Origin of the sequence: Vibrio sp. NH-UV-68 (assembly GCF_042940635.1) — a bacterium.
In the GTDB taxonomy this organism is placed as follows: Bacteria; Pseudomonadota; Gammaproteobacteria; order Enterobacterales; family Vibrionaceae; genus Vibrio; species Vibrio pacinii.
The window spans coordinates 1,975,768-1,996,498 of the sequence record NZ_CP134975.1; the positions used below are offsets into that span (position 1 = coordinate 1,975,768).

At 45.9% G+C, this 20,731-nt stretch carries 15 protein-coding genes; 7 read left to right on the forward strand and 8 right to left on the reverse strand.

Translation table 11 applies throughout. The features are described from left to right. The first annotated feature begins 130 nt into the window (after positions 1–130). Together ViNHUV68_RS08980 and ViNHUV68_RS08985 are read left to right on the forward strand one after the other, a co-directional pair. Positions 131–2,122, forward strand: coding sequence for a methyl-accepting chemotaxis protein (locus ViNHUV68_RS08980; protein ID WP_391087516.1), 1,992 nt, complete (start codon positions 131–133; stop codon positions 2,120–2,122). Positions 2,123–2,264: 142 nt separating this feature from the next. After that, the gene (locus tag ViNHUV68_RS08985; protein WP_038172754.1) at positions 2,265–3,437 is read left to right on the forward strand and encodes a DUF1887 family protein; all 1,173 of its coding nucleotides are present in this window, start codon (positions 2,265–2,267) and stop codon (positions 3,435–3,437) included. Positions 3,438–3,493: 56 nt separating this feature from the next. On the opposite strand, the gene fadR is transcribed toward ViNHUV68_RS08985, so the two are convergent. After that, the gene (gene fadR / locus ViNHUV68_RS08990) at positions 3,494–4,333 is read right to left on the reverse strand and encodes a fatty acid metabolism transcriptional regulator FadR (RefSeq protein ID WP_391087520.1); all 840 of its coding nucleotides are present in this window, start codon (positions 4,331–4,333) and stop codon (positions 3,494–3,496) included. Positions 4,334–5,000: 667 nt separating this feature from the next. Between fadR and nhaB the strand changes: the two genes are divergently transcribed. Continuing rightward, on the forward strand, positions 5,001–6,590 hold the full coding sequence (nhaB, locus tag ViNHUV68_RS08995; protein ID WP_391087523.1) for a Na(+)/H(+) antiporter NhaB: 1,590 nt from the start codon (positions 5,001–5,003) through the stop codon (positions 6,588–6,590). A gap of 96 nt (positions 6,591–6,686) precedes the next feature. Next, entirely contained in the window at positions 6,687–7,211 is a 525-nt protein-coding gene (dsbB, locus tag ViNHUV68_RS09000) for a disulfide bond formation protein DsbB (RefSeq protein ID WP_391087526.1), read from the forward strand. Between the two features lie 151 nt (positions 7,212–7,362). Here the strand turns inward: dsbB and ViNHUV68_RS09005 are convergent, their stop codons facing one another. Both ViNHUV68_RS09005 and lrp read right to left on the reverse strand, forming a co-directional pair. After that, positions 7,363–10,218 carry a DNA translocase FtsK 4TM domain-containing protein gene (locus tag ViNHUV68_RS09005; protein WP_391087529.1) on the reverse strand — a complete coding sequence of 952 codons (2,856 nt, stop codon included), beginning with the start codon at positions 10,216–10,218 and terminating at the stop codon, positions 7,363–7,365. A 181-nt stretch (positions 10,219–10,399) separates the two neighbouring features. Then, complete coding sequence (gene lrp, locus ViNHUV68_RS09010) at positions 10,400–10,894, reverse strand: leucine-responsive transcriptional regulator Lrp (protein ID WP_004414493.1); 495 nt, start codon at positions 10,892–10,894, stop codon at positions 10,400–10,402. Positions 10,895–11,068: 174 nt separating this feature from the next. Here lrp and ald point away from each other — a divergent pair, with 174 nt between their 5' ends. Next, the gene (gene ald / locus ViNHUV68_RS09015) at positions 11,069–12,193 is read left to right on the forward strand and encodes an alanine dehydrogenase (RefSeq protein ID WP_038172764.1); all 1,125 of its coding nucleotides are present in this window, start codon (positions 11,069–11,071) and stop codon (positions 12,191–12,193) included. Positions 12,194–12,322: 129 nt separating this feature from the next. Here ald and yfbV read toward each other — a convergent pair whose 3' ends face one another. After that, positions 12,323–12,775, reverse strand: coding sequence for a terminus macrodomain insulation protein YfbV (yfbV, locus tag ViNHUV68_RS09020; protein ID WP_038172766.1), 453 nt, complete (start codon positions 12,773–12,775; stop codon positions 12,323–12,325). 349 nt (positions 12,776–13,124) lie between these two features. On the opposite strand from yfbV, the gene ViNHUV68_RS09025 reads away from it, so the two are divergent. Together ViNHUV68_RS09025 and pta are read left to right on the forward strand one after the other, a co-directional pair. Next, entirely contained in the window at positions 13,125–14,321 is a 1,197-nt protein-coding gene (locus ViNHUV68_RS09025; RefSeq protein ID WP_391087535.1) for an acetate/propionate family kinase, read from the forward strand. A 134-nt stretch (positions 14,322–14,455) separates the two neighbouring features. Further along, positions 14,456–16,600: a phosphate acetyltransferase gene (gene pta / locus ViNHUV68_RS09030; protein WP_391087538.1), complete on the forward strand. Its 2,145-nt coding sequence runs from the start codon at positions 14,456–14,458 to the stop codon at positions 16,598–16,600. A gap of 118 nt (positions 16,601–16,718) precedes the next feature. Here the strand turns inward: pta and ViNHUV68_RS09035 are convergent, their stop codons facing one another. The 4 genes from ViNHUV68_RS09035 to oppC all read right to left on the reverse strand — a co-directional run bounded on the left by ViNHUV68_RS09035 (position 16,719) and on the right by oppC (position 20,722). Continuing rightward, positions 16,719–17,663 carry a glutathione S-transferase C-terminal domain-containing protein gene (locus ViNHUV68_RS09035; RefSeq protein WP_391087541.1) on the reverse strand — a complete coding sequence of 315 codons (945 nt, stop codon included), beginning with the start codon at positions 17,661–17,663 and terminating at the stop codon, positions 16,719–16,721. 168 nt (positions 17,664–17,831) lie between these two features. Next, positions 17,832–18,824, reverse strand: coding sequence for a murein tripeptide/oligopeptide ABC transporter ATP binding protein OppF (gene oppF / locus ViNHUV68_RS09040; protein ID WP_038172773.1), 993 nt, complete (start codon positions 18,822–18,824; stop codon positions 17,832–17,834). Continuing rightward, the gene (locus tag ViNHUV68_RS09045) at positions 18,821–19,792 is read right to left on the reverse strand and encodes an ABC transporter ATP-binding protein (protein ID WP_172953543.1); all 972 of its coding nucleotides are present in this window, start codon (positions 19,790–19,792) and stop codon (positions 18,821–18,823) included. The genes oppF and ViNHUV68_RS09045 overlap by 4 nt, the downstream gene beginning before the upstream one ends. 27 nt (positions 19,793–19,819) lie before the next feature. Continuing rightward, positions 19,820–20,722 carry an oligopeptide ABC transporter permease OppC gene (gene oppC / locus ViNHUV68_RS09050; RefSeq protein ID WP_038172778.1) on the reverse strand — a complete coding sequence of 301 codons (903 nt, stop codon included), beginning with the start codon at positions 20,720–20,722 and terminating at the stop codon, positions 19,820–19,822. Positions 20,723–20,731: the final 9 nt, after the last annotated feature.

Below are 20,731 nucleotides of genomic sequence, written 5' to 3' on the forward strand. Positions count from 1 at the left end.
TTAATCATTAAACGCTAATCTATCAATAATAAAATATGTATTGTGCGTCAAAAAATGTGTGTCTCGCTATCAATACAATAGCTTTCTTTTTGTTACTTTTTTAAGACATTATTTATTTAGGGAGAGATCCATGAAAGGTTCAGTGATTAGACGCATGTACGCTGGCTTTGCATTGATCATCATTATGTTCATTGTCACAACATTGATGATGATGCGAGGAATGCAGCAAATCCACAATAACCTTGAGGACGTTTCCAGCACCTCTTTACCATTGGTGAATCAATCCAACCAAACCAGCGTTGCGCTATTATCCGCAGATAAACTGTTTAAAGATTTTTTAACCACACAAAGCTTCGAACGCATGGACCAATTGGCATCGCAGTTTTCCACCATGAAGCAGGCCTACACGGAGCAACTACAAGCACTTGAGCAAGTGAGTATTGGCCACGAACAATTAGAGCAGTCGATTACCGAACTAAAAGAAATGGAGGCGGGTTATTTCGCTGAAGCTGAACAAGCCATGGCGAATTACCGCGCCATGTTTGAAGCACAGGCGAAAGTACAGAAGTCAACGCGTCAATTCCAACGTCTTCACTCTGAATTGAGTGTGGGCATGAAAGAGTATGTTGACGACCAAAGCAGTATTTCAGTCAAAGTGATGGCAAAAAGTTATTTCATTAAACTTAAAGACGCTGAGGTTACTACATCCGATGCACTTGCCAGCAGTGACACTGAATTTGTTTCGCAAGCCGTCGCGAAAAACAAAAAAGCCGTTACCCACCTTAACTACGCTTATCGTGGCCTGACGACACAAATGCCAGAAATAAAAAAAGCATTTGATGATTCAGTCCAACAGTTTACTCGTGACGTTGGTCAAAAAGGCGGGGTACTTGATCAGCATAATACCTACCTAATGGCCAAAGATGCACTTTACGGCAACATCGCAAGCCTTACCCAACAAGTCGATGCCACCATGACGCTGCTTAAGTCATTCAGTGGGTACGCAGAACAAGGACTGACTGACTCGCTACAAGAGGCGGGGAATGTTTATGAGCAAGGTGTTTTACGCTCAATCGCCATTGGTGCGCTGGTTATCTTGATGGCTCTTGCTATCGGTTACCACATTGCTCAAAGCGTTCGTCAACCGCTTACTCGTATTTTGGGGACGCTCGAATCTCTAACCCAAGGCGATATGACCAAGCGTATCGACATCCGCTATAACAATGAGTTTAGTCGCGTCAGCAATCACATCAATTCACTGGCCGACAACCTTCATGGCATTTTGGTCAAGCTTAATGATGCATCGGATAATTTGACCCAAACGGCGACCACCAACCAAACCACCTCTTCGAAAGCGCAGAGTCAACTTAGCCAACAGCGTGAGCAAACCGCTAATGTCGCGACCGCGATGACGCAAATGGCACACTCGGTACATGAAGTCGCGCAAAGTGCACAAAGCTCTCAGCAGATGGTCGAGCGCGTTGAGCAAGCCTCAGAGTCTGGTCGTAAAATCATGGGAACGAATATTACCACCATCAACCAACTAGAGACGCGCCTCAACCAATCCGTCGATGCCGTCAAAGACCTTCAAACAATGAGCAGCCAGATTGGTACGATTCTCGATGTCATTCGCAATATCGCCGAACAAACCAACCTACTCGCTCTTAACGCTGCGATTGAAGCGGCTCGCGCCGGCGAACAGGGACGTGGTTTTGCCGTCGTAGCCGATGAAGTTCGCGTGCTGGCTCAACGGACCACACAGTCGACCAGTGAGATTGAAAGTATGATTAGCAACTTGCAATCTAGCTCAACGTCGGCAAATAAAGTGATTCAAAGCTGTATGGATGATATGGATCTGTCAGTCGAGCAAGCATCGAATGCTAATAGCGCCATGGAAGAGATCCAAGGATTGATTGTCGAGATCAGCCAAATGAGTGGGCATATTTCCCAAGCCGCTGCCGAGCAAAGCGAAACCACTAGCGATATTGCGCGCAATATTGAAGAGATTAACCTCATTGCCGACAGCAGTTATCAAGCGATGGCTGAAATCGCGCAAACCAGCAGTAATCTCTCTTCACTCGCCAATCAGCAAGGTGAGCTGGTGCATCGATTTAAGCTTTAGAAAGTCAGTACAGTGTCATTTATTGACAAAGGGCGACTATTTTTCTTAGTCGCCCTTGTTTTTTATATCCCATGTCATTATATGGTTAATAGGCTTGCCCATTCTTCGTTACCTTTTCGCAAGCCAATCATGAGGATTTTATATGGCAGTTCATGTTGGCATTATCGACCAAGACCCAATTCGCCTGGTCACGCCACTGCTTGACAACCGTTCCATCAGTAAACACATCGTATTTATTGGCGTTTCAACACAAAAGGACATGTTCCTGCGTTTGCATAGCGTGCTCGCGAAGAGAAATATTACCTCTGAGTTTTTTCAAATCCCTAACGTCGCCACCACTTCAACCATCAAACAAGCGGTTTACACACTCGCTGAAGATTTAAAAACACGTGGTGAAGAAGTTAAACTCAACGCCAGTTGTGGCCTACGTCATCGTTTGTTGTCTGTTTACGAGATTTTTCGCACCTATCACTGGCCTATTTTCGTGGTCGAGCCGAGTAGTGACCGTTTATGCTGGCTCTATCCCGACGGCCAAGAAGACACCCAAGTTCAAGACCGCATCACTATTTCTGATTACTTGACGATATTTGGCGCTCGCGGCGAGTTCAGTGACCATCAACTACCAGCGTTATTGGACCAGAAACTGTATCAATTGGGTGAACGTTGGGCCAGCAATGCTCTGGAACTTGGTCCCGGTCTTGCGACCCTGAACTACTTAGCTACCACTTGCCGCAAAGAGCAACGTCTTGATGTCGCTCTGTCTGAAAAGCAGCAGGGGTATCGCGAGCTGAACATGTTGCTCAACGACTTGGTCGAAACGAACATTGCCAGTTATCAAGATGGCGTTTTAACCTTTATCAACGAAGACGCACGCCGCTTTTCCAATGGCGAATGGCTAGAAACCTTAGTGCATAGTACTGTACGTCAGATCCAACAAGACATGCCGACCATACAAGACCGTTCGCTTAATGTTCAGGTTTATCGTCAACGTGGTGAGAAAGAGGTACGCAATGAACTTGATGTCGCGTCAGTGGTCAATAACAAACTTCACATCATCGAGTGTAAGACCAAAGGCATGCGCGACGATGGCGACGATACCCTGTATAAACTTGAATCTTTACGCGATCTTCTTGGTGGTCTTCAAGCGCGTGCGATGTTGGTCAGTTTCCGCCCTTTACGTCATAACGACATCACTCGCGCCGAAGATTTAGGCTTAGCGCTGATTGGTCCTGATGAACTCAAAAATTTGAAACATTACTTAACTGAATGGTTTAAAGAAGCCGGAGGCGGCGACGAAGAGTATCCAGATTGTTAGTCTCTGATCAAAAAAACCGCCCACAGGCGGTTTTTTTATATCAATAAGACAATCTTTTAGCTGTCGTCTTCGGTGAAGTTGGTTGGTAAGGTGGTTTTCATCTGATTCCAGATCTGCGCACTCTCAATACCATAATGACGTACCACAACCAAAATTTGCTCTCGATTGCCAGTTTGGCATACTTCAAGAAGATCGCGATAGAACGTCAGCGCTAACTCGCGTGCTTCTGGGTTGGAGAAGTAATAACTGCCGACGCGATCATAAAGCTTTTTAATACCATTAAAGATCAAACCATAGATCTGGTTGCCAGAATGGAATGCTAAGCGTTGGAACAACATATAGTCATAAAAGTTAAACGTTTTAGCGATTAAAGCAGACTGACGCTTGGTGTGATCTTTTTCGCTTTCACCTTTGACGTGCTGACGAATTTTGTCGGCATAAGGTGATGTTTCCATAAACACATCCCAAGACTCCGCGGCAATCATGGCTTCGCACGACGAGATAACATTTGTGATGGTTTTCTCAGACGCCTCTTTGTTGGCTTTAAACGCATAACTCATAAAAATAGGGCTGATATTGGTACGTGCTGCAAGCAAATCTTCAACGATAGAGGTAGCATTCTCAGCATCGAGCGTCATCAACGTGTCGAGGATGTGCAAACCAGAGGTTTCCATAAACTGATTAACACGAGTTGGTTTACCATGCTGAATCGTAAGCCAGCCGTCACGAGCAAGTCGTTGCAGTACTTCACGAAGCGTGGTGCGTGTTACGCCAATTAGTTCAGAGAGCTCACGTTCTGCTGGTAAAATTGAACCAGGTGGAAAACGCCCTTTCCAAATACTCTCAATAATGTATTTTTCTGCGAATCCTGCTGGGCTCTTTGCCTTAATGACCATTTATATCTTATCCAAACTTGTTTTTATGGGTCTAATACAACTCATCATACCACTACTTATAAAATATCGGAAACCGAGAGTCAGTCAACATAATGTTAAAACACAATAGAGCCAAAACTCTAATTACAGCTAGGTTTGATAGTTGTGGTTTACAAGACAAAATGCAGTTATTTATCAATTTAACAAAGTTAAAACACGCTCTAGAGCCCGTCAATTATCAAGTCATGTATGAAATGTTAGTTTTAAAAAATGCAAAATAAACCACTATTTCTATTCAATAATATTACATATAGATCCATATTCGCTGCTTTCAGCGCTTTGCTTCAACTAACGCTCATTTTTAACCACTCTCAATCGCGAGTAACGCCACTTTGATCGCGTTTTTAAACAAAAGTTTACCGTCTCAATCACGAATCTTATTTTCTAATTGACTAAATTTCGCTGAAGAGTAGAGTGACGACCGAAAAAGGAGTGCTTGTCTTTCTCAGGGAGTGACTTGGCAAGACCACATGGTTGTGGACAGAATGTTGTTTTTCTAAGTCACTGTTGCATCGGGCTCGTTTTCGACGCAGAAACGCCTTTCGTTTCGTATTTGTCTCACATTGCCCGACAATGGATGCAAGCATAAGCAGTGTCTAGTTATAACAACATTAAGAGTATCTAAATCATGCCGATGTCACTCGGGAATGCATTTATTAAGAACTTTCTTGGTAAAGCCCCAGATTGGTACAAAATTGCCATCATTTCATTTCTTATTATCAACCCAATTGTTTTCTTCCTTGTTGATCCCTTCGTAGCTGGTTGGCTGCTGGTTGCCGAATTTATTTTTACTCTGGCAATGGCACTCAAATGTTACCCATTACAACCTGGTGGTTTACTGGCGATAGAAGCAATTGCAATTGGCATGACCAGTCCAGAGCAAGTCAAACATGAATTGGTAGCTAACATTGAAGTGCTGTTGTTACTTGTCTTTATGGTGGCTGGCATCTACTTTATGAAACAGTTGTTGCTGTTTATCTTCACAAAGATTTTGCTCGGCATTCGCTCGAAAAGCATGCTTTCACTAGCGTTCTGTTTCGCGGCGGCATTTCTTTCCGCGTTCCTTGATGCACTAACCGTCATCGCTGTCGTGATCAGTGTCGCGGTGGGCTTTTATGCGATTTACCACAAAGTCGCTTCAGGCCAGACTCCACAGTCTTCTCATGACCACACACAAGATGATCACCTTTCAGAACTGACCCGTGACGATTTAGAGAATTATCGCGCCTTCTTACGCTCTTTGTTGATGCATGCTGGTGTCGGTACTGCTCTTGGCGGCGTTATGACTATGGTTGGTGAGCCGCAAAACTTGATCATTGCCGATCAAGCAGGTTGGCTGTTCGGTGAATTTATTATTCGTATGTTACCAGTGACTGCCCCAGTGTTTATTTGTGGCTTGGCAACCTGTGTACTGGTCGAAAAAATGAAAGTCTTTGGTTACGGTGCTGAACTGCCTGATAATGTGCGCCAGATCCTAGTGGACTTCGATACTGAAGAGCGTAAAAACCGCACCAACCAAGACGTTGCCAAGTTGTGGATTCAAGGTATCATCGCAGTGTGGTTAATCGTTGCACTCGCTCTTCACCTTGCTGCTGTTGGTTTAATCGGCTTGTCCGTCATCATTCTCGCCACCTCTTTCACGGGTGTTATCGAAGAGCACGCAATGGGTAAAGCCTTTGAAGAAGCACTGCCCTTCACTGCCCTACTGGCCGTGTTCTTTTCTATTGTTGCAGTGATCATTGACCAACAACTGTTTAAACCCGTCATTGATATGGTACTGCACGTTGAAGACAAAGGTACTCAGTTAGCCCTGTTCTATGTCGCGAATGGACTGCTGTCCATGGTGTCGGATAACGTCTTTGTCGGCACGGTTTACATCAATGAAGTGAAAACTGCCCTCGTTGAAGGCCTTATTACTCGTGACCAATTTGACCTACTCGCTGTGGCCATCAATACCGGAACTAACCTTCCATCAGTTGCAACGCCAAATGGCCAAGCTGCGTTTTTATTCTTGCTAACTTCCGCACTCGCGCCATTAATTCGTCTTTCTTACGGACGAATGGTGATTATGGCTCTGCCTTACACCGTAGTACTGGCTGTCGTTGGCTTTGCCGGTATTGTGTTCTTAGTCGACCCGATGACCGCATGGTTTTATGATGCAGGTTGGATTGTGCACCACACAAGTGATGTGACTCACGCGGTCTCTAACAGCCATTAATCGTTAAACGCTGCAAAGTTTTTGTTGCGAACGAAACTTTTCCACGCTAAAAAGCTCTGATAAGTCAGAGCTTTTTTATTACTACAGGAAACCAGTGTGACTATCTTTTCCACTTTAAACACTTTTTCAAAACAACGTCTGTCGTGGGCACTGCTGCTTTTATTCGTTGTCTTCTTTGAAGCATGCGCCCTGTTTTTTCAGCACGTTATGATGTTGTCACCTTGCGTGATGTGTATCTATGAGCGCGTGGCTATGCTCGGCATCGGTGGCGCGGCCCTGATTGGCTTAATAGCACCAGAGCAGCCTATTCTGCGTTGGCTTGGCCTTGGTTTATGGGGCGCAAGTGCTTACAAAGGCTTAGCGTTATCAATGCAGCACGTCGACTACCAGTTCAATCCATCTCCGTTTGCAACCTGTGACTTGTTTGTCGTCTTCCCTGACTGGGCGCCCCTTAATCAGTGGGTTCCATGGATGTTTGAAGCTTACGGTGATTGCAGCAAAGTGGTGTGGCAGTTCCTGACGCTTTCGATGCCACAATGGCTAGTGGTCATCTTTGCCGCCAATCTGGTTGCGCTCGCCTTTATTGTGATTGCTCAGTTTGTTAAGGGTAAAAACGAGTAGCAAGTAAATGTTTAAGGGTTGACATTATGTCAACCCTTTGTTTTTTCAATCGTTACCGCCCGCAAGTCTGCCAATCACTTTCTACTCCTCATGCGCGAGGCACTCTCGAAGGGTCACGTCATCTCTCGAAGCGCAGCCTTCCGCTATCCCTCTAGTTCATCTCGCGACCCGGTGCTGGCGCCAATACCTCGCGGTTACCATTGTGCCCCGGAGCACTGACAATGCCTTGTACTTCAAGTTGCTCAACAATGCGTGCAGCACGGTTATAACCAATTTTAAAGCGACGTTGAACACCTGAAACAGAGCCGCGACGCGACTGAACCACGTGTTCCACCACTTGGTCAAACAACGGATCCATTTCTTCATCGCCTTCTGGCTTTTCACCCGGTAGCAAGCCTTCTGGTCCTTGGTCACCATTGGTGATCTCATCAATATAGTTTGGCTTACCGCGTGCTTTCCAGTTATTGACCACAGCATGAACATCATCATCTGAAGCGAAGGCACCATGAACTCGAGTCGTATGACTAGAGCCTGGCGGCAAGTACAACATATCACCCATGCCCAATAGCGACTCTGCACCGCCTTGGTCAAGAATGGTACGAGAATCTGTTTTGGTTGATACCGTAAACGCGACACGGGTTGGAATGTTGGCTTTAATCAAGCCTGTAATAACGTCAACGGATGGGCGCTGGGTTGCCAAGATCAAGTGAATACCTGCTGCACGCGCTTTTTGCGCTAAGCGAGCAATCAGCTCTTCTACTTTCTTACCCACGACCATCATAAGATCGGCAAACTCATCCACCACCACCACAATATAAGGTAGCTTTTCAAGCAATGGCGCTTGCTCATCCATACTGTCACCCGGCTGCCATAACGGGTCGTGGATTGGGTGACCTGCTTCTGCCGCCATCTTAAGTTTGTCATTAAAGCCTTTAATGTTTCGCACACCAAGTGCTGACATCAATTTGTAACGACGCTCCATTTCCCCTACACACCAACGCAGAGCATTAGATGCATCCTTCATGTCGGTAACCACTTCAGACAGCAAGTGAGGAATGCCTTCATAAATAGACAGTTCCAACATTTTAGGGTCAATCATGATAAAGCGAACATCTTCTGGCGTTGATTTATACAACATACTCAGAATCATAACGTTAACACCAACTGATTTACCCGAACCTGTGGTACCCGCCACCAACACGTGCGGCATCTTCGACAGATCAGCCACGACCGCTTCACCAGCGATATCTTGGCCAAGAACCACCGTCGTTGGCGATTTAGCCTCAATGAATTGCTGACTGCCGATCACATCTGAAAAGTAAACCGTCTGACGACTCATATTCGGCAACTCTAAACCGACATAAGGTTTGCCGGGAATCACTTCAACCACTCGCACCGCCATAGCCGACAATGAGCGTGCCAAGTCCATTGAAAGACTCGATATACGGCTGACTTTCACCCCTGGCGCTAAATCAAGCTCAAAACGGGTAATCACTGGCCCTGGGAAAATATCAACCACCGTCGCCTGAATCTTATAATCGGCCAATTTAGCTTCGACCAAGCGTGCGATATGTTCGAGCGCGTCGCGATCGATGAAGTTCTCACGCTTCTCTGGATGATAAAGCAGTTCCAGCGTTGGCATTGGTTCGTCGGGCTTAGGCAAGTTTGGCTCTTGCTGAACCAGAAATGGGTTTTGCTGTGCGGCGACTTTGGCTTGCGCCTCTTCGACTAAGCTATGTAATGCTAACGCATCGTGGTCAGCCGCTTGCGTGCTATTTAAATCATTCTCTGCCGCTTGATCTTCAACGACATCGAAAGAGGAAATCGTTGGCTGCTTAAACTCTGGTTCTGGCTCTATCTCAGTGGTAATTTGGTCCAGTTCGGTATCACTGATGCTCGGTTGGTAGACGCTTTCATCAACCTCCTCTTGCTGCCAAGGCAACTCCTCATCCACTAAGGTTTCGTCACTTTTCGGTGCAATAGACTCAGTATCCGTTTGAGGTGCTTCAAATACCGCATGCGGTGCATCTTGAGACGCCTGTTGCTCAGCCGCGAAGTCGCCTTGACTAAACGCCGCCTGCTCTAGCTCTTCAATTGTGGCGTTTAACTGGGTGTTACGATCAGGTTCAACGGTATGCTCGGGGGTCGGTGTTGTTATCTCACGTGATTCAACGGGTTTTGGTGGCGATACCGTTGCCGCGGCTTCTGGCATATGAATATTGAAACGGCGCGGCAGATCATCGCCTTGCGTATTGGTTAAAGGTAATGCTGATGGTTCCTCTTGGAGCGCTGACGCGGCTGGGGTTTCAGCTTGCACTTCTGGGTGATGATTTAATTCGGCCTCGATCACTTCATCATCATGACCACGCACTTTGTTGACTAACGCGGTGAGTAGCGCAATGGTCTTCTCTCCTAACCACTCCACAATGCTCAACCAAGAGATACCAGTTAAAAGCGTAAATCCAGCGCCCCATAGAAATAGCAGAACCAAAGTGGTGCCTAAAAGATTAAGCGTCGGTAGCGCTAGGCTAGTCAGCACATCACCAATCACGCCACCAGAGGAAAAATACCAGATATCATCAAAATTAATGTCTGCTAATCCGCAACTGGTCAATATTAATACCGTCAGTCCAAGTAGACGCGTGCCCCACAACATCAGGTCAAGCGGCTCATCTTCGTCACGCTTACGCAACATCACCCATGCGGTCGCACTGATAATCAAAGGCAATACATAAGCCAAAGAGCCAAAAGTGAAAAACAAGGTGTCCGCAAGCCAAGCACCCACTAAGCCTCCGGCGTTGTCGATCTCTCCTCCCCAAGCAGTTTGAGACCACGAGGGGTCCGCAGCGCTATAGGTCAATAGAGCAACAGATAACAGTATCGACGCAAGCACCACGACAATCAGGCTACACTCTTGAAGGCGCTGCGGCCCATTAAGACGTGAAGGCTGAGTGTCTTCACCTGTTTTAATGATAGTTTCCACTTTATTTTTGGTCTCTTTGAACATAACCAACTTAATCTTTAGATGACACTAATCTATCCCGAATAGGGTCTGAATAATAAGAAAAAAAATAGCCCGAGCAGTACTCTGCTCGGACTATCGATTTAACCATATCAAGGGCAAAAACCCAATTGCTTAAAGTCAGAATATGGAAAGCTATTGAGACTTAAAGCCTAAGTTATAAAAACTAGCGGGTTTTGATCACCAATTGGTTAGTTTGCTTCACTTCTTCCATAACAACGTAGGTTCGGGTGTCATTCACACCTGGTAAGCGTAAAAGGGTGTCCCCTAAAAGCTTACGATAGGCACTCATATCTGATACGCGAGTTTTCAAGAGATAGTCGAAGTCACCGGACACTAGATGACACTCTTGGATGTCGTCTAGTTTTTGCACAGCCGTATTGAATTGTTCAAATACATCGGGCGCACCGCGATTTAACGTAATTTCAACAAATACCAACAGCGAAGCGTCAAGATATTGAGGGTTTAGCAATGCTGTATACCCAGTAATATAGCCCTGACGTTCAAGTCGACGTACACGCTCCAAACACGGCGTAGGCGAGAGCCCAACACGCTTAGAGAGCTCTACATTCGAAATACGACCATCTTTTTGCAACTCATTAAGTATGTTGCGATCGATACGGTCTAGATCCTTGGACGGCTTTTTATTGTTGTCTGCCATTTTTTATTCCACCTTATTACTTCCTTGCAAAAAAATATACTACAACTTTTTAATATTCAGTATCAAATTTTAATAAAACCTATCTATACTAGATATTAATTCGACAGAATTACCCTACAAACAGTTAAAGCAACTAATATAGTATATACAACCAATATAAAATGAGGATTCAGGATGATTATTGGCGTACCTAAGGAAATCAAAAACCACGAATACCGTGTTGGTATGATCCCAGCAAGCGTTCGCGAGCTAGTGTCTCAAGGTCACCAAGTTTTTGTTGAAACTAATGCCGGTTCAGGCATCGGTTTTTCAGACGATGATTACATCGCTGTAGGCGCATCCATTCTTCCTACTGCTGCTGACGTTTTCACGCAAGCAGATATGATTGTAAAGGTCAAAGAACCTCAAGCTGTCGAGCGCGCTATGCTTCGAGAAGGGCAAATTTTATTTACTTATTTGCACCTAGCACCAGATTTTCCACAAACTGAAGAGCTAATCAAGAGCAAAGCTGTCTGTATAGCGTATGAGACTGTAACAGATAATATGGGTCGCTTGCCACTACTTGCGCCAATGTCTGAGGTTGCAGGTCGCATGTCTATTCAAGCGGGCGCGCAAACTTTGGAGAAATCTCACGGTGGTCGCGGTTTACTTCTGGGTGGTGTACCTGGTGTTGAGCCAGCTAAAGTCGTCGTTGTTGGCGGCGGTGTGGTTGGTGCTAATGCCGCTCGCATGGCTGTTGGTCTGCGTGCTGACGTAACCATTCTGGATCGTAACGTTGATACATTGCGTCGTTTGGACGAAGAGTTCCAAGGCCGCGCAAAAGTGGTTTATTCTACGGAAGATGCTATCGAGAAGCATGTTCTAGAAGCAGACCTAGTGATCGGCGCTGTTCTTATCCCAGGTGCTGCGGCGCCTAAACTCGTCACTAAAGAGCACATCGCGAAGATGAAACCTGGTGCGGCGGTTGTTGACGTTGCAATTGACCAAGGCGGCTGTTTTGAGACTTCACATGCCACAACACATGCTGACCCAACTTACGTCGTTGATGAGGTTGTTCACTACTGTGTGGCTAACATGCCTGGCGCGGTTGCACGCACTTCTACTTTTGCCCTTAATAACGCGACACTGCCTTACATTGTTAAGCTTGCCAACAAAGGCTACCGCGAAGCACTTCTTGAAGACAAAGGTTTCCTAGAAGGCCTAAACGTGATTCATGGTAAAGTGACATGTAAAGAAGTAGCGGAGAGCTTTGAACTAGAATACGTTGCACCGGCTGATGCTATCGCTATGTTCAACTAAGGTTGAATGACTGAAAAGATAAAAAGCGCTCACTTCGGTGGGCGCTTTTTTTATCTGAATACCATACATTGATCGAGGTGCGATATAGAAAGATGCAGCGGCGGTTCTGCTAACGCTGCGTTCTTTGTTCTAGAACCAGCGCTCCAACGCACTCTTGTCTAACTGACGAAAAGCTCGATTCAATATCTGTGCAAGCTCTTTATAACGAGGTCGCGATTTCAAAGGTTCCAATGCAAAACCACTGTCCGCGATTTTTTGGTGAATTTCGCGATACCAACCAGCAAGTGACGGAGGTAATTCAGTATTGGCACGGTTGCCTAACCACCACATACCTTGGATTGGCATACTGATCGCAAACAAGGCGATAATGACCGATTGCGGCATGGATGGGTAGTTATTGAACGCCATCTGGGTCAGCACGCTGATGGCCGCGATCGCAGGCATCACTTTTACTCCAAACCGAGTTGCTTTGATAATACGCTGCTCAGGGAACAACATAGTCAACTCTTTGCGTATTGGCCAAGTATCCATGTACTTCTGTCCATCACGTAGGCTGTGAACTAAACCGACTTTATTACTCATAGGGCTCTCTCACTTCACTTAGCAATAGGTCAAAACTAAAAATAAGTTGAAAGTTTCAACTATTGGGACAAAAAATTGATAGAAGTTAATATTCTTTCAAATTTTTTTGTTATTATTGCCTATTATCGTTATCCTTCTGCGGACCCACAATCTCATTGTTGCTGTTATTTACAATTTAAGCAACTCTTGAGGCCTTTCTGCAGCGGATGCATGAGTGATGAGAAGTATCATCACTGTCTTTTATACGGAATTCGAAGTTTTTTTGACCAAGATTAGTGCGCAACTTTAATTGCATCGTCTATTATTTTGGTTAATTTTCATCCTAACTGATTATTACAGGTAGTCACACATGTCTAAGCTAGTTTTAGTTTTAAACTGCGGTAGTTCTTCTCTCAAATTTGCTGTTGTTGATGCAGTGAGCGGCAACGAGCACCTATCAGGTCTTGCAGAATGTCTTCATCTTCCAGAAGCACGCATCAAGTGGAAGCTTGATGGTAAACACGAAGCTCAACTAGGTAATGGTGCAGCTCACGAAGAAGCGCTAGCATTCATGGTAGAAACTATTCTTGCTTCTAAACCAGAACTTAAAGCTAACCTAGGCGCAATCGGTCACCGTATCGTTCATGGTGGCGAACAGTTCACTCAATCGGCTTTAATCACTGACGACGTTCTTAAGGGTATTCAAGATTCTGCGACTTTCGCACCGCTTCACAACCCTGCTCACATTATCGGTATTGAAGCTGCGAAACACAACTTCCCTGAACTACAGAATGTTGCTGTATTTGACACGGCGTTCCACCAGACAATGCCTGAAGAGTCATACCTATACGCTCTACCGTACAAACTGTACAAAGAGCACGGCATTCGTCGTTACGGTATGCACGGTACTTCTCACCTATTTATCACTCGTGAAGTAGCTGGCCTACTTAACAAGCCAGTTGAAGAAGTTAACATCATCAACTGTCACCTAGGCAACGGCGCATCTGTATGTGCAATCAAGAACGGTAAATCTGTTGATACATCAATGGGTCTAACTCCTCTTGAAGGTCTTGTGATGGGTACTCGTTCGGGTGATCTAGACCCTGCGATCATCTTCCACCTGCATGACGCTCTTGGCTACTCGGTTGAACAAATCAACACTATGCTAACCAAAGAGTCTGGCCTTGCTGGTCTAACTGAAGTGACTTCTGATTGTCGTTTCGTTGAAGACAACTACGGTGAGAAAGAAGAAGCGACTCGCGCAATGGACGTTTTCTGTCACCGCCTAGCTAAATATGTAGCGGGTTACACAGCAACGCTAGATGGCCGTGTTGACGCTATCACTTTCACTGGCGGTATCGGCGAAAACTCTGGCCCTATCCGTGAGATGGTACTGAACCGTCTGGGTATTTTCGGTATCGAAGTAGATAGCGAAGCAAACCTTAAAGCACGTTTCGGTGGTGAAGGCACAATCACAACCGCAAACAGCCGTATCCCTGCGATGGTCATCTCGACTAACGAAGAGCTTGTGATCGCTGAAGACACTGCGCGTCTAGCTGGTCTTTAATTGACTTAACCGGTTGACGCTCTTTTTATACAAAGCAGTCAACCGGTTTTCATATTTAAGGGGCTTAACTCCTATTCCAATGCAACGGAATACGAAGTTAAGCTTTTATCTCAATAGCTAAAGGTACTCTACGAATGTCTCGTACTATTATGCTTATCCCTACAAGCGCTGGTGTTGGTCTTACTAGCGTAAGCATGGGTGTTCTTCGCGCAATGGAGCGCAAGGGCGTTAAAGTTTCTTTCTACAAGCCTATCTGTCAGCCGCGAAGCGGTGGTGATCAGCCGGATCTTACGTCTACGATCGTCGCTCACAACAGTGACATGAAGATTGGCCAACCAATGGCGATGTCTGTTGCTGAAAACCTTATCGGTAACGACAACATGGACGAACTGCTCGAGACGGTTGTAGAACGTTACAACCAAATCAATAAAGATGCAGACGTGACGCTTATCGAAGGTCTAGTCCCAACTCGTAAACACCCATTTGCTAACCAAGTGAACGCTGAAATTGCAGCCACACTGGGTGCGGAAATTGTCCTTGTTGCGACACCAGGTACTGACAACCCAACGCAACTCAAAGAGCGTATCGAAGTCGCGTGTTCAAACTTTGGTGGCACTAAAAACAAAAACATCTCTGGCGTGATCATCAACAAGCTCAATGCGCCAGTTGACGAAGCTGGTCGTACTCGCCCTGATCTATCTGAAATCTTTGACGATGCCGACAGTGCGAAGCAGAACGAGATGAAAGTGATGGAGATCTTTAATACGTCTCCAATTCGTGTTCTCGGTTGTGTGCCATGGAGCATCGATCTTATCGCGACTCGCGCTATCGATATGGCAAAACACCTCAATGCTGACATCATCAACCCTGGTGATATCAACACGCGTCGCATCAAGAGCATCACTTTCTGTGCACGTTCGCTACCCAACATGATTGAGCACTTTAAACCTGGCTCTCTGCTTGTGACTTCAGCTGATCGCCCAGACGTTATTGTTGCGGCTGCACTTGCGGCAATGAACGGCGTCGATATTGGTGCCATATTACTGACGGGTGGATACGACATCCCACAAGAGATTGCCGGTCTATGTAAGCCAGCATTTGATACAGGTCTACCGATCTTCAAGGCACAAGGTAACACTTGGCAAACGTCTCTTAATCTACAGAGCTTTAGCATTGAAGTCCCTGCTGACGATAGAGAGCGTATCGAGTTCATTAACGAACACGTCGCTGGCCATATCGACGGCAACTGGATTGAGTCGATGACTGAAGGTACTCAGAAGTCACGTCGACTAAGCCCACCAGCATTCCGTTACCAACTAACTGAACTTGCACGTAAAGCCGGTAAGCGTATTGTTCTTCCTGAAGGTGATGAACCACGCACCGTAAAAGCGGCCGCTATTTGTGCTGAGCGTGGCATTGCTGAGTGTGTGCTTCTAGGTAACCCAGACGAAATCCGTCGTGTTGCGGCTCAACAAGGTGTTGAGTTAGGTGCTGGCGTTCAAATCATTGATGCTGATGCGGTACGTGAGAACTACGTAGCGCGCTTGGTAGAACTTCGCGGTGCCAAAGGCATGACCGAAGTGGTTGCTCGTGAAAAGCTGCAAGATTCTGTTTTCCTCGGCACGATGATGCTTGAAAACAACGAAGTTGATGGCCTGGTTTCTGGTGCGGTTCACACCACGGCGAACACTATCGTTCCTCCGTTCCAAATCATCAAGACTGCACCTAACGCATCTATCGTATCTTCCGTCTTCTTCATGCTTCTGCCTGATCAAGTCCTCGTATACGGTGACTGTGCAATCAACCCAGATCCAACCGCTGAACAGCTTGCTGAAATCGCTATCCAATCGGCAGACTCTGCAGCCGCATTCGGTATCGAACCGCGCGTTGCCATGATCTCTTACTCTACTGGTGAATCTGGTAAGGGTGCAGACGTTGATAAAGTCCGTGAAGCAACAAAATTAGCTCAAGAGAAACGTCCTGACCTAATCATCGACGGTCCGCTACAGTACGATGCAGCAATCATGGAAAACGTTGCCGCTTCTAAAGCACCAAACTCTCCAGTTGCAGGTAAAGCGACCGTATTTGTATTCCCAGACCTAAACACGGGTAACACAACTTACAAAGCAGTACAGCGCTCGGCAGACCTAGTGTCTATCGGTCCAATGCTGCAAGGCATGCGTAAACCAGTAAACGATTTATCTCGCGGCGCACTTGTCGACGACATCGTTTACACGATTGCCCTAACGGCGATTCAAGCAGACCAAGAAAATAACTAGTTTTCTGTTCTGAATTGAAATCAAAAAAGCCCTCGTTGATCGAGGGCTTTTTATTGGTCATTTTTTCGCGGCTTAGTTTGGTTATTACTTAGCTTAGTTAATGCTTAGCTCATTGCCATCATAACGTATCACGACCATGCGCGGATTCAAGATCAAGCTCAGGCCCTTTTGGCACTACTTGAGTCGGGTTGATTCCAGTATGGCTAAAGTAATAGTGACGTTTAATGTGATAAAAGTCTGTGGTCTCTTTGACACCCGGCACCTGATAGAGTTCTTTCATATAACCATTGAGGTTCGGATAATCGGCAATACGCTGTTTGTTGCATTTAAAATGGCCAACGTAGACAGCATCAAAACGAATCAAGGTCGTAAACAAACGCCAATCGGCTTCGGTTATCTGCTCTCCAGCCAAGTAACGATGAGTGACTAAGTGCGCTTCCACTTTATCGAGCGCCGAAAACAGTTGATCAAACGCCTCTTGATACGCCTCTTGAGTGGTGGCAAAACCACAGCGATAAACGCCATTGTTGATATTTGGGTAGATAAACTCATTCCACTCATCAATGACATCGGCAAGCGCTTGTGGGTAATAGTCGTCATGATTACCGGTGAGTTCATTAAACTCTGAGTTAAACATACGAATAATTTCAGACGATTCATTGCTCACGATGGTGTTGTGTTTTTTATCCCACAGCACGGGAACCGTGACTCGCCCGGTGTAATTTGGTTTCGCTTGAGTATAGATTTGGTGCATACAGGTATGACCAAACAGAGGTTCCGGCAAGCCCATCTGCCACCCTTCACTCATCATATCCGGGCACACAACAGTGACATCGATGTGCGTTTCTAGTTGTTTTAATTGACGAAAGATAAGAGTTCGATGAGCCCAAGGACAGGCTAACGACACATACAGGTGGTAACGTCCTGACTCGGGTTGGAACTTAGCGTCAGGTTGATTGGTAACCCAGTCACGAAAGCCAGCATCCTCTCGAACAAACTTGCCCTTGTTCGATTTTGTGTCATACCAGACATCATGCCACACACCTTCAACTAACTTACCCATAAAAACCTCCTAAGCAATAAATTCACTTAATCAGTATATTCAAAAAGGGCCTCAGCTTGAGTAGAGAGTATTGGCTTAGTTGTTCGAATAATTTGAACTATTAATAAAAACGACAAAAAAAGCGCGACCCCAAAAGGATGTCGCGCTTAAGCCCGTCACAGGCTGAACTTAGATGCTAACGTGTAAACACGATACCGCATGCACATCGTTACCTTGAATCGTCGGTTTGGTTTGTGCGCAAGCCTCTGTCGCTTGTGGGCAACGAGTACGGAACACACAACCCGATGGCGGATTGATTGGCGAAGGCAAGTCACCTTCAAGCATCTCGATTTTCTTAGCGCGCTCAAGTTTAGGATCTGGGATTGGGACCGCAGACATCAGAGCGCGAGTATAAGGGTGTTTTGGATCAGCAAACAGTGCTTTCGCTTCCCCAAGCTCTACAGCATTACCTAAGTACATCACTAGCACGCGATCTGAAATATGTTTAACCACAGATAAATCATGTGCGATAAAGACCAAAGATAGGCCTAGCTCTTTCTGGATTTCTTGAAGCAGGTTGACTACCTGAGCCTGAATTGACACATCAAGTGCCGATACAGGTTCGTCACAGATGATCATTTTTGGCTTTAAGATAAGGGCACGAGCGATGCCGATACGCTGACACTGACCGCCTGAAAACTCATGCGGGTAACGGTTGATCACGTTCGGTAATAGACCGACTTTAGCCATCATCTCTTTAACGCGGTCTTTTACTTCTTGCTTAGACAGCTCAGGATAGAAAGTTTGTAACGGCTCAGCGATGATATCACCGACCGTCATTCGCGGGTTAAGCGATGCCAGCGGATCTTGGAAAATCATCTGTATTTCTTTGCGCGTTTCACGACGCTGAACGGCTTGCATCTTAGTCAAATCTTGACCAAGCCACATCACATCACCATCTGTGGCTTCAACCAGACCGATGATCGCACGAGCAAAAGTCGATTTACCACAACCAGACTCACCAACCACACCTAAGGTCTCACCCTCGTAAAGACGCACATTGACGCCGTCTACCGCTTTAAGAGTTGATGGTTTGCTCCAAGGCCACGCCGATTTCGCCGCGATGCTGAAATGCACTTTAAGATTTTTTACATCAAGTAGTAATGGTTTATCTATACTCATTTTTTCCATTCCTCCCACTGCGAAAAACATGCACGCTGACGACCGGTATCAAACGGCGTTAAAATTGGTGCTTCTTGCTTACAACGATCCATAACACGGTGGCAACGCTCTTGGTAAGGGCAGCCTGGTGGTAGACGCAGTAAGTTAGGTGGGTTGCCTGGGATAGTCGGCAGAATCTCGCCTTCTGTATCTAAGCGAGGAATCGCTTTCAGTAGCCCTTCCGAATATGGGTGGCTTGGATGGTAGAAAATTTCGTCAACGTTACCGTATTCCATCGTACGGCCAGCGTACATAACCAATACTTTTTCACACGAACCTGCCACTACACCCAGATCATGAGTGATCATGATGATGGCGGTATTGAACTCAGATTTTAACTCGTTCAACAGATCCATGATCTGCGCTTGAACGGTGACATCAAGTGCGGTTGTTGGCTCATCAGCAATCAGAAGTTTTGGACGACATAGCAACGCCATCGCGATCATGACACGCTGACGCATACCGCCTGAGAATTCATGTGGGTACATGGTAATACGCTTACGCGCTTCAGGGATTTTTACCGCTTCTAACATGCGCACAGACTCTTCAAAAGCTTCTGCTTTACCCATGCCTTTGTGCAGCATTAGCACTTCCATCAACTGATCACTCACCTTCATATAAGGGTTAAGCGACGTCATTGGGTCTTGGAAGATCATGGCAATCTGTTCAGCACGAACCTTATTTAGCTCTTTCTCTGGCAGGTTAAGGATCTCTTTACCCTCAAACTTTGCACTGCCTGAAATAATGCCGTTTTTGGCCAAAAGGCCCATGATTGCGAATACCGTTTGTGACTTACCTGAGCCAGATTCACCAACAATACCTAAGGTTTCACCTTGATTCAGGGAAAAGTTTAAATCGTTTACTGCGGTAACAATACCATCTTGAGTGGTAAATTCGACGCGCAGATCTTTGACATCTAATAAGCTCATCATTGCTTCCTTAATCTTATCTTTCAATTATCTGTCTTTTGGATCCAACGCATCGCGTAGACCGTCGCCAACGTAGTTGAAGCAAAATAGAGTCACAACCATGAACGCGGCTGGGAAAGCCAACTGCCAGATTGCCACTTCCATTGTCTGGGCACCTTCTTGTAACAGTGCACCCCAACTTGTCATCGGCTCTTGAACACCAAGACCAAGGAATGAAAGGAAAGATTCAGTCAAAATCATGCTTGGGATTAGAAGCGTAGAGTAAACCGCAACAATACCCAGTACGTTTGGAACGATGTGACGTGTGATGATCTTCCAGTTGCTGACACCACAAACATGCGCCGCTTCGATAAACTCTTTGCTACGTAAGCTCAGCGTTTGACCACGAACAATACGGGCCATATCGAGCCAAGCAATTGCGCCAATCGCAACGAAGATAAGAATGATGTTACGACCGAAGAATGTCACCAGTACGATCACGAGGAACATAAACGGAACTGCGTAAAGGATCTCTAGGATACGCATCATGATTCGGTCGACTTTACCGCCGATAAACCCAGAAGCCGCGCCATAGAGCGTACCAATCAATACCGCAACAAAGGCGCCCATGACACCTACCATCAATGAAATACGACCGCCAATAAGGGTCCGGACATAAATATCACGGCCAAGGCTATCAGTACCAAACCAATGCTCTGCGTTCGGTGCGACGTGCATGGCATACCAGTCCGTATCGTCATAAGCGAACGGCGCCATCATCGGTAAGACAATCACAGATAATGTGATAATAAGGAGAATAAACAAGCTGACCATCGCCGCTTTGTTACGCATAAAGCGGATACGGGCATCTTGCCAAAGACTACGACCTTCAATTTCTAAGTTCTCAGAGAACTTCTCGATCGCGTCCAGATTTTCTTTTTTCGTTAACATAACCAAACT

Bases quoted from the DNA above. Each gene is read 5' to 3' on its own strand.
- ViNHUV68_RS08980 (WP_391087516.1), top strand. From the start codon at position 131: ATGAAAGGTTCAGTGATTAGACGCATGTACGCTGGCTTTGCATTGATC.
- ViNHUV68_RS08985 (WP_038172754.1), top strand. From the start codon at position 2,265: ATGGCAGTTCATGTTGGCATTATCGACCAAGACCCAATTCGCCTGGTC.
- fadR (WP_391087520.1), bottom strand. From the start codon at position 4,333: ATGGTCATTAAGGCAAAGAGCCCAGCAGGATTCGCAGAAAAATACATT.
- nhaB (WP_391087523.1), top strand. From the start codon at position 5,001: ATGCCGATGTCACTCGGGAATGCATTTATTAAGAACTTTCTTGGTAAA.
- ViNHUV68_RS09005 (WP_391087529.1), bottom strand. From the start codon at position 10,218: ATGTTCAAAGAGACCAAAAATAAAGTGGAAACTATCATTAAAACAGGT.
- lrp (WP_004414493.1), bottom strand. From the start codon at position 10,894: ATGGCAGACAACAATAAAAAGCCGTCCAAGGATCTAGACCGTATCGAT.
- ald (WP_038172764.1), top strand. From the start codon at position 11,069: ATGATTATTGGCGTACCTAAGGAAATCAAAAACCACGAATACCGTGTT.
- yfbV (WP_038172766.1), bottom strand. From the start codon at position 12,775: ATGAGTAATAAAGTCGGTTTAGTTCACAGCCTACGTGATGGACAGAAG.
- ViNHUV68_RS09025 (WP_391087535.1), top strand. From the start codon at position 13,125: ATGTCTAAGCTAGTTTTAGTTTTAAACTGCGGTAGTTCTTCTCTCAAA.
- pta (WP_391087538.1), top strand. From the start codon at position 14,456: ATGTCTCGTACTATTATGCTTATCCCTACAAGCGCTGGTGTTGGTCTT.
- ViNHUV68_RS09035 (WP_391087541.1), bottom strand. From the start codon at position 17,663: ATGGGTAAGTTAGTTGAAGGTGTGTGGCATGATGTCTGGTATGACACA.
- oppF (WP_038172773.1), bottom strand. From the start codon at position 18,824: ATGAGTATAGATAAACCATTACTACTTGATGTAAAAAATCTTAAAGTG.
- ViNHUV68_RS09045 (WP_172953543.1), bottom strand. From the start codon at position 19,792: ATGAGCTTATTAGATGTCAAAGATCTGCGCGTCGAATTTACCACTCAA.
- oppC (WP_038172778.1), bottom strand. From the start codon at position 20,722: ATGTTAACGAAAAAAGAAAATCTGGACGCGATCGAGAAGTTCTCTGAG.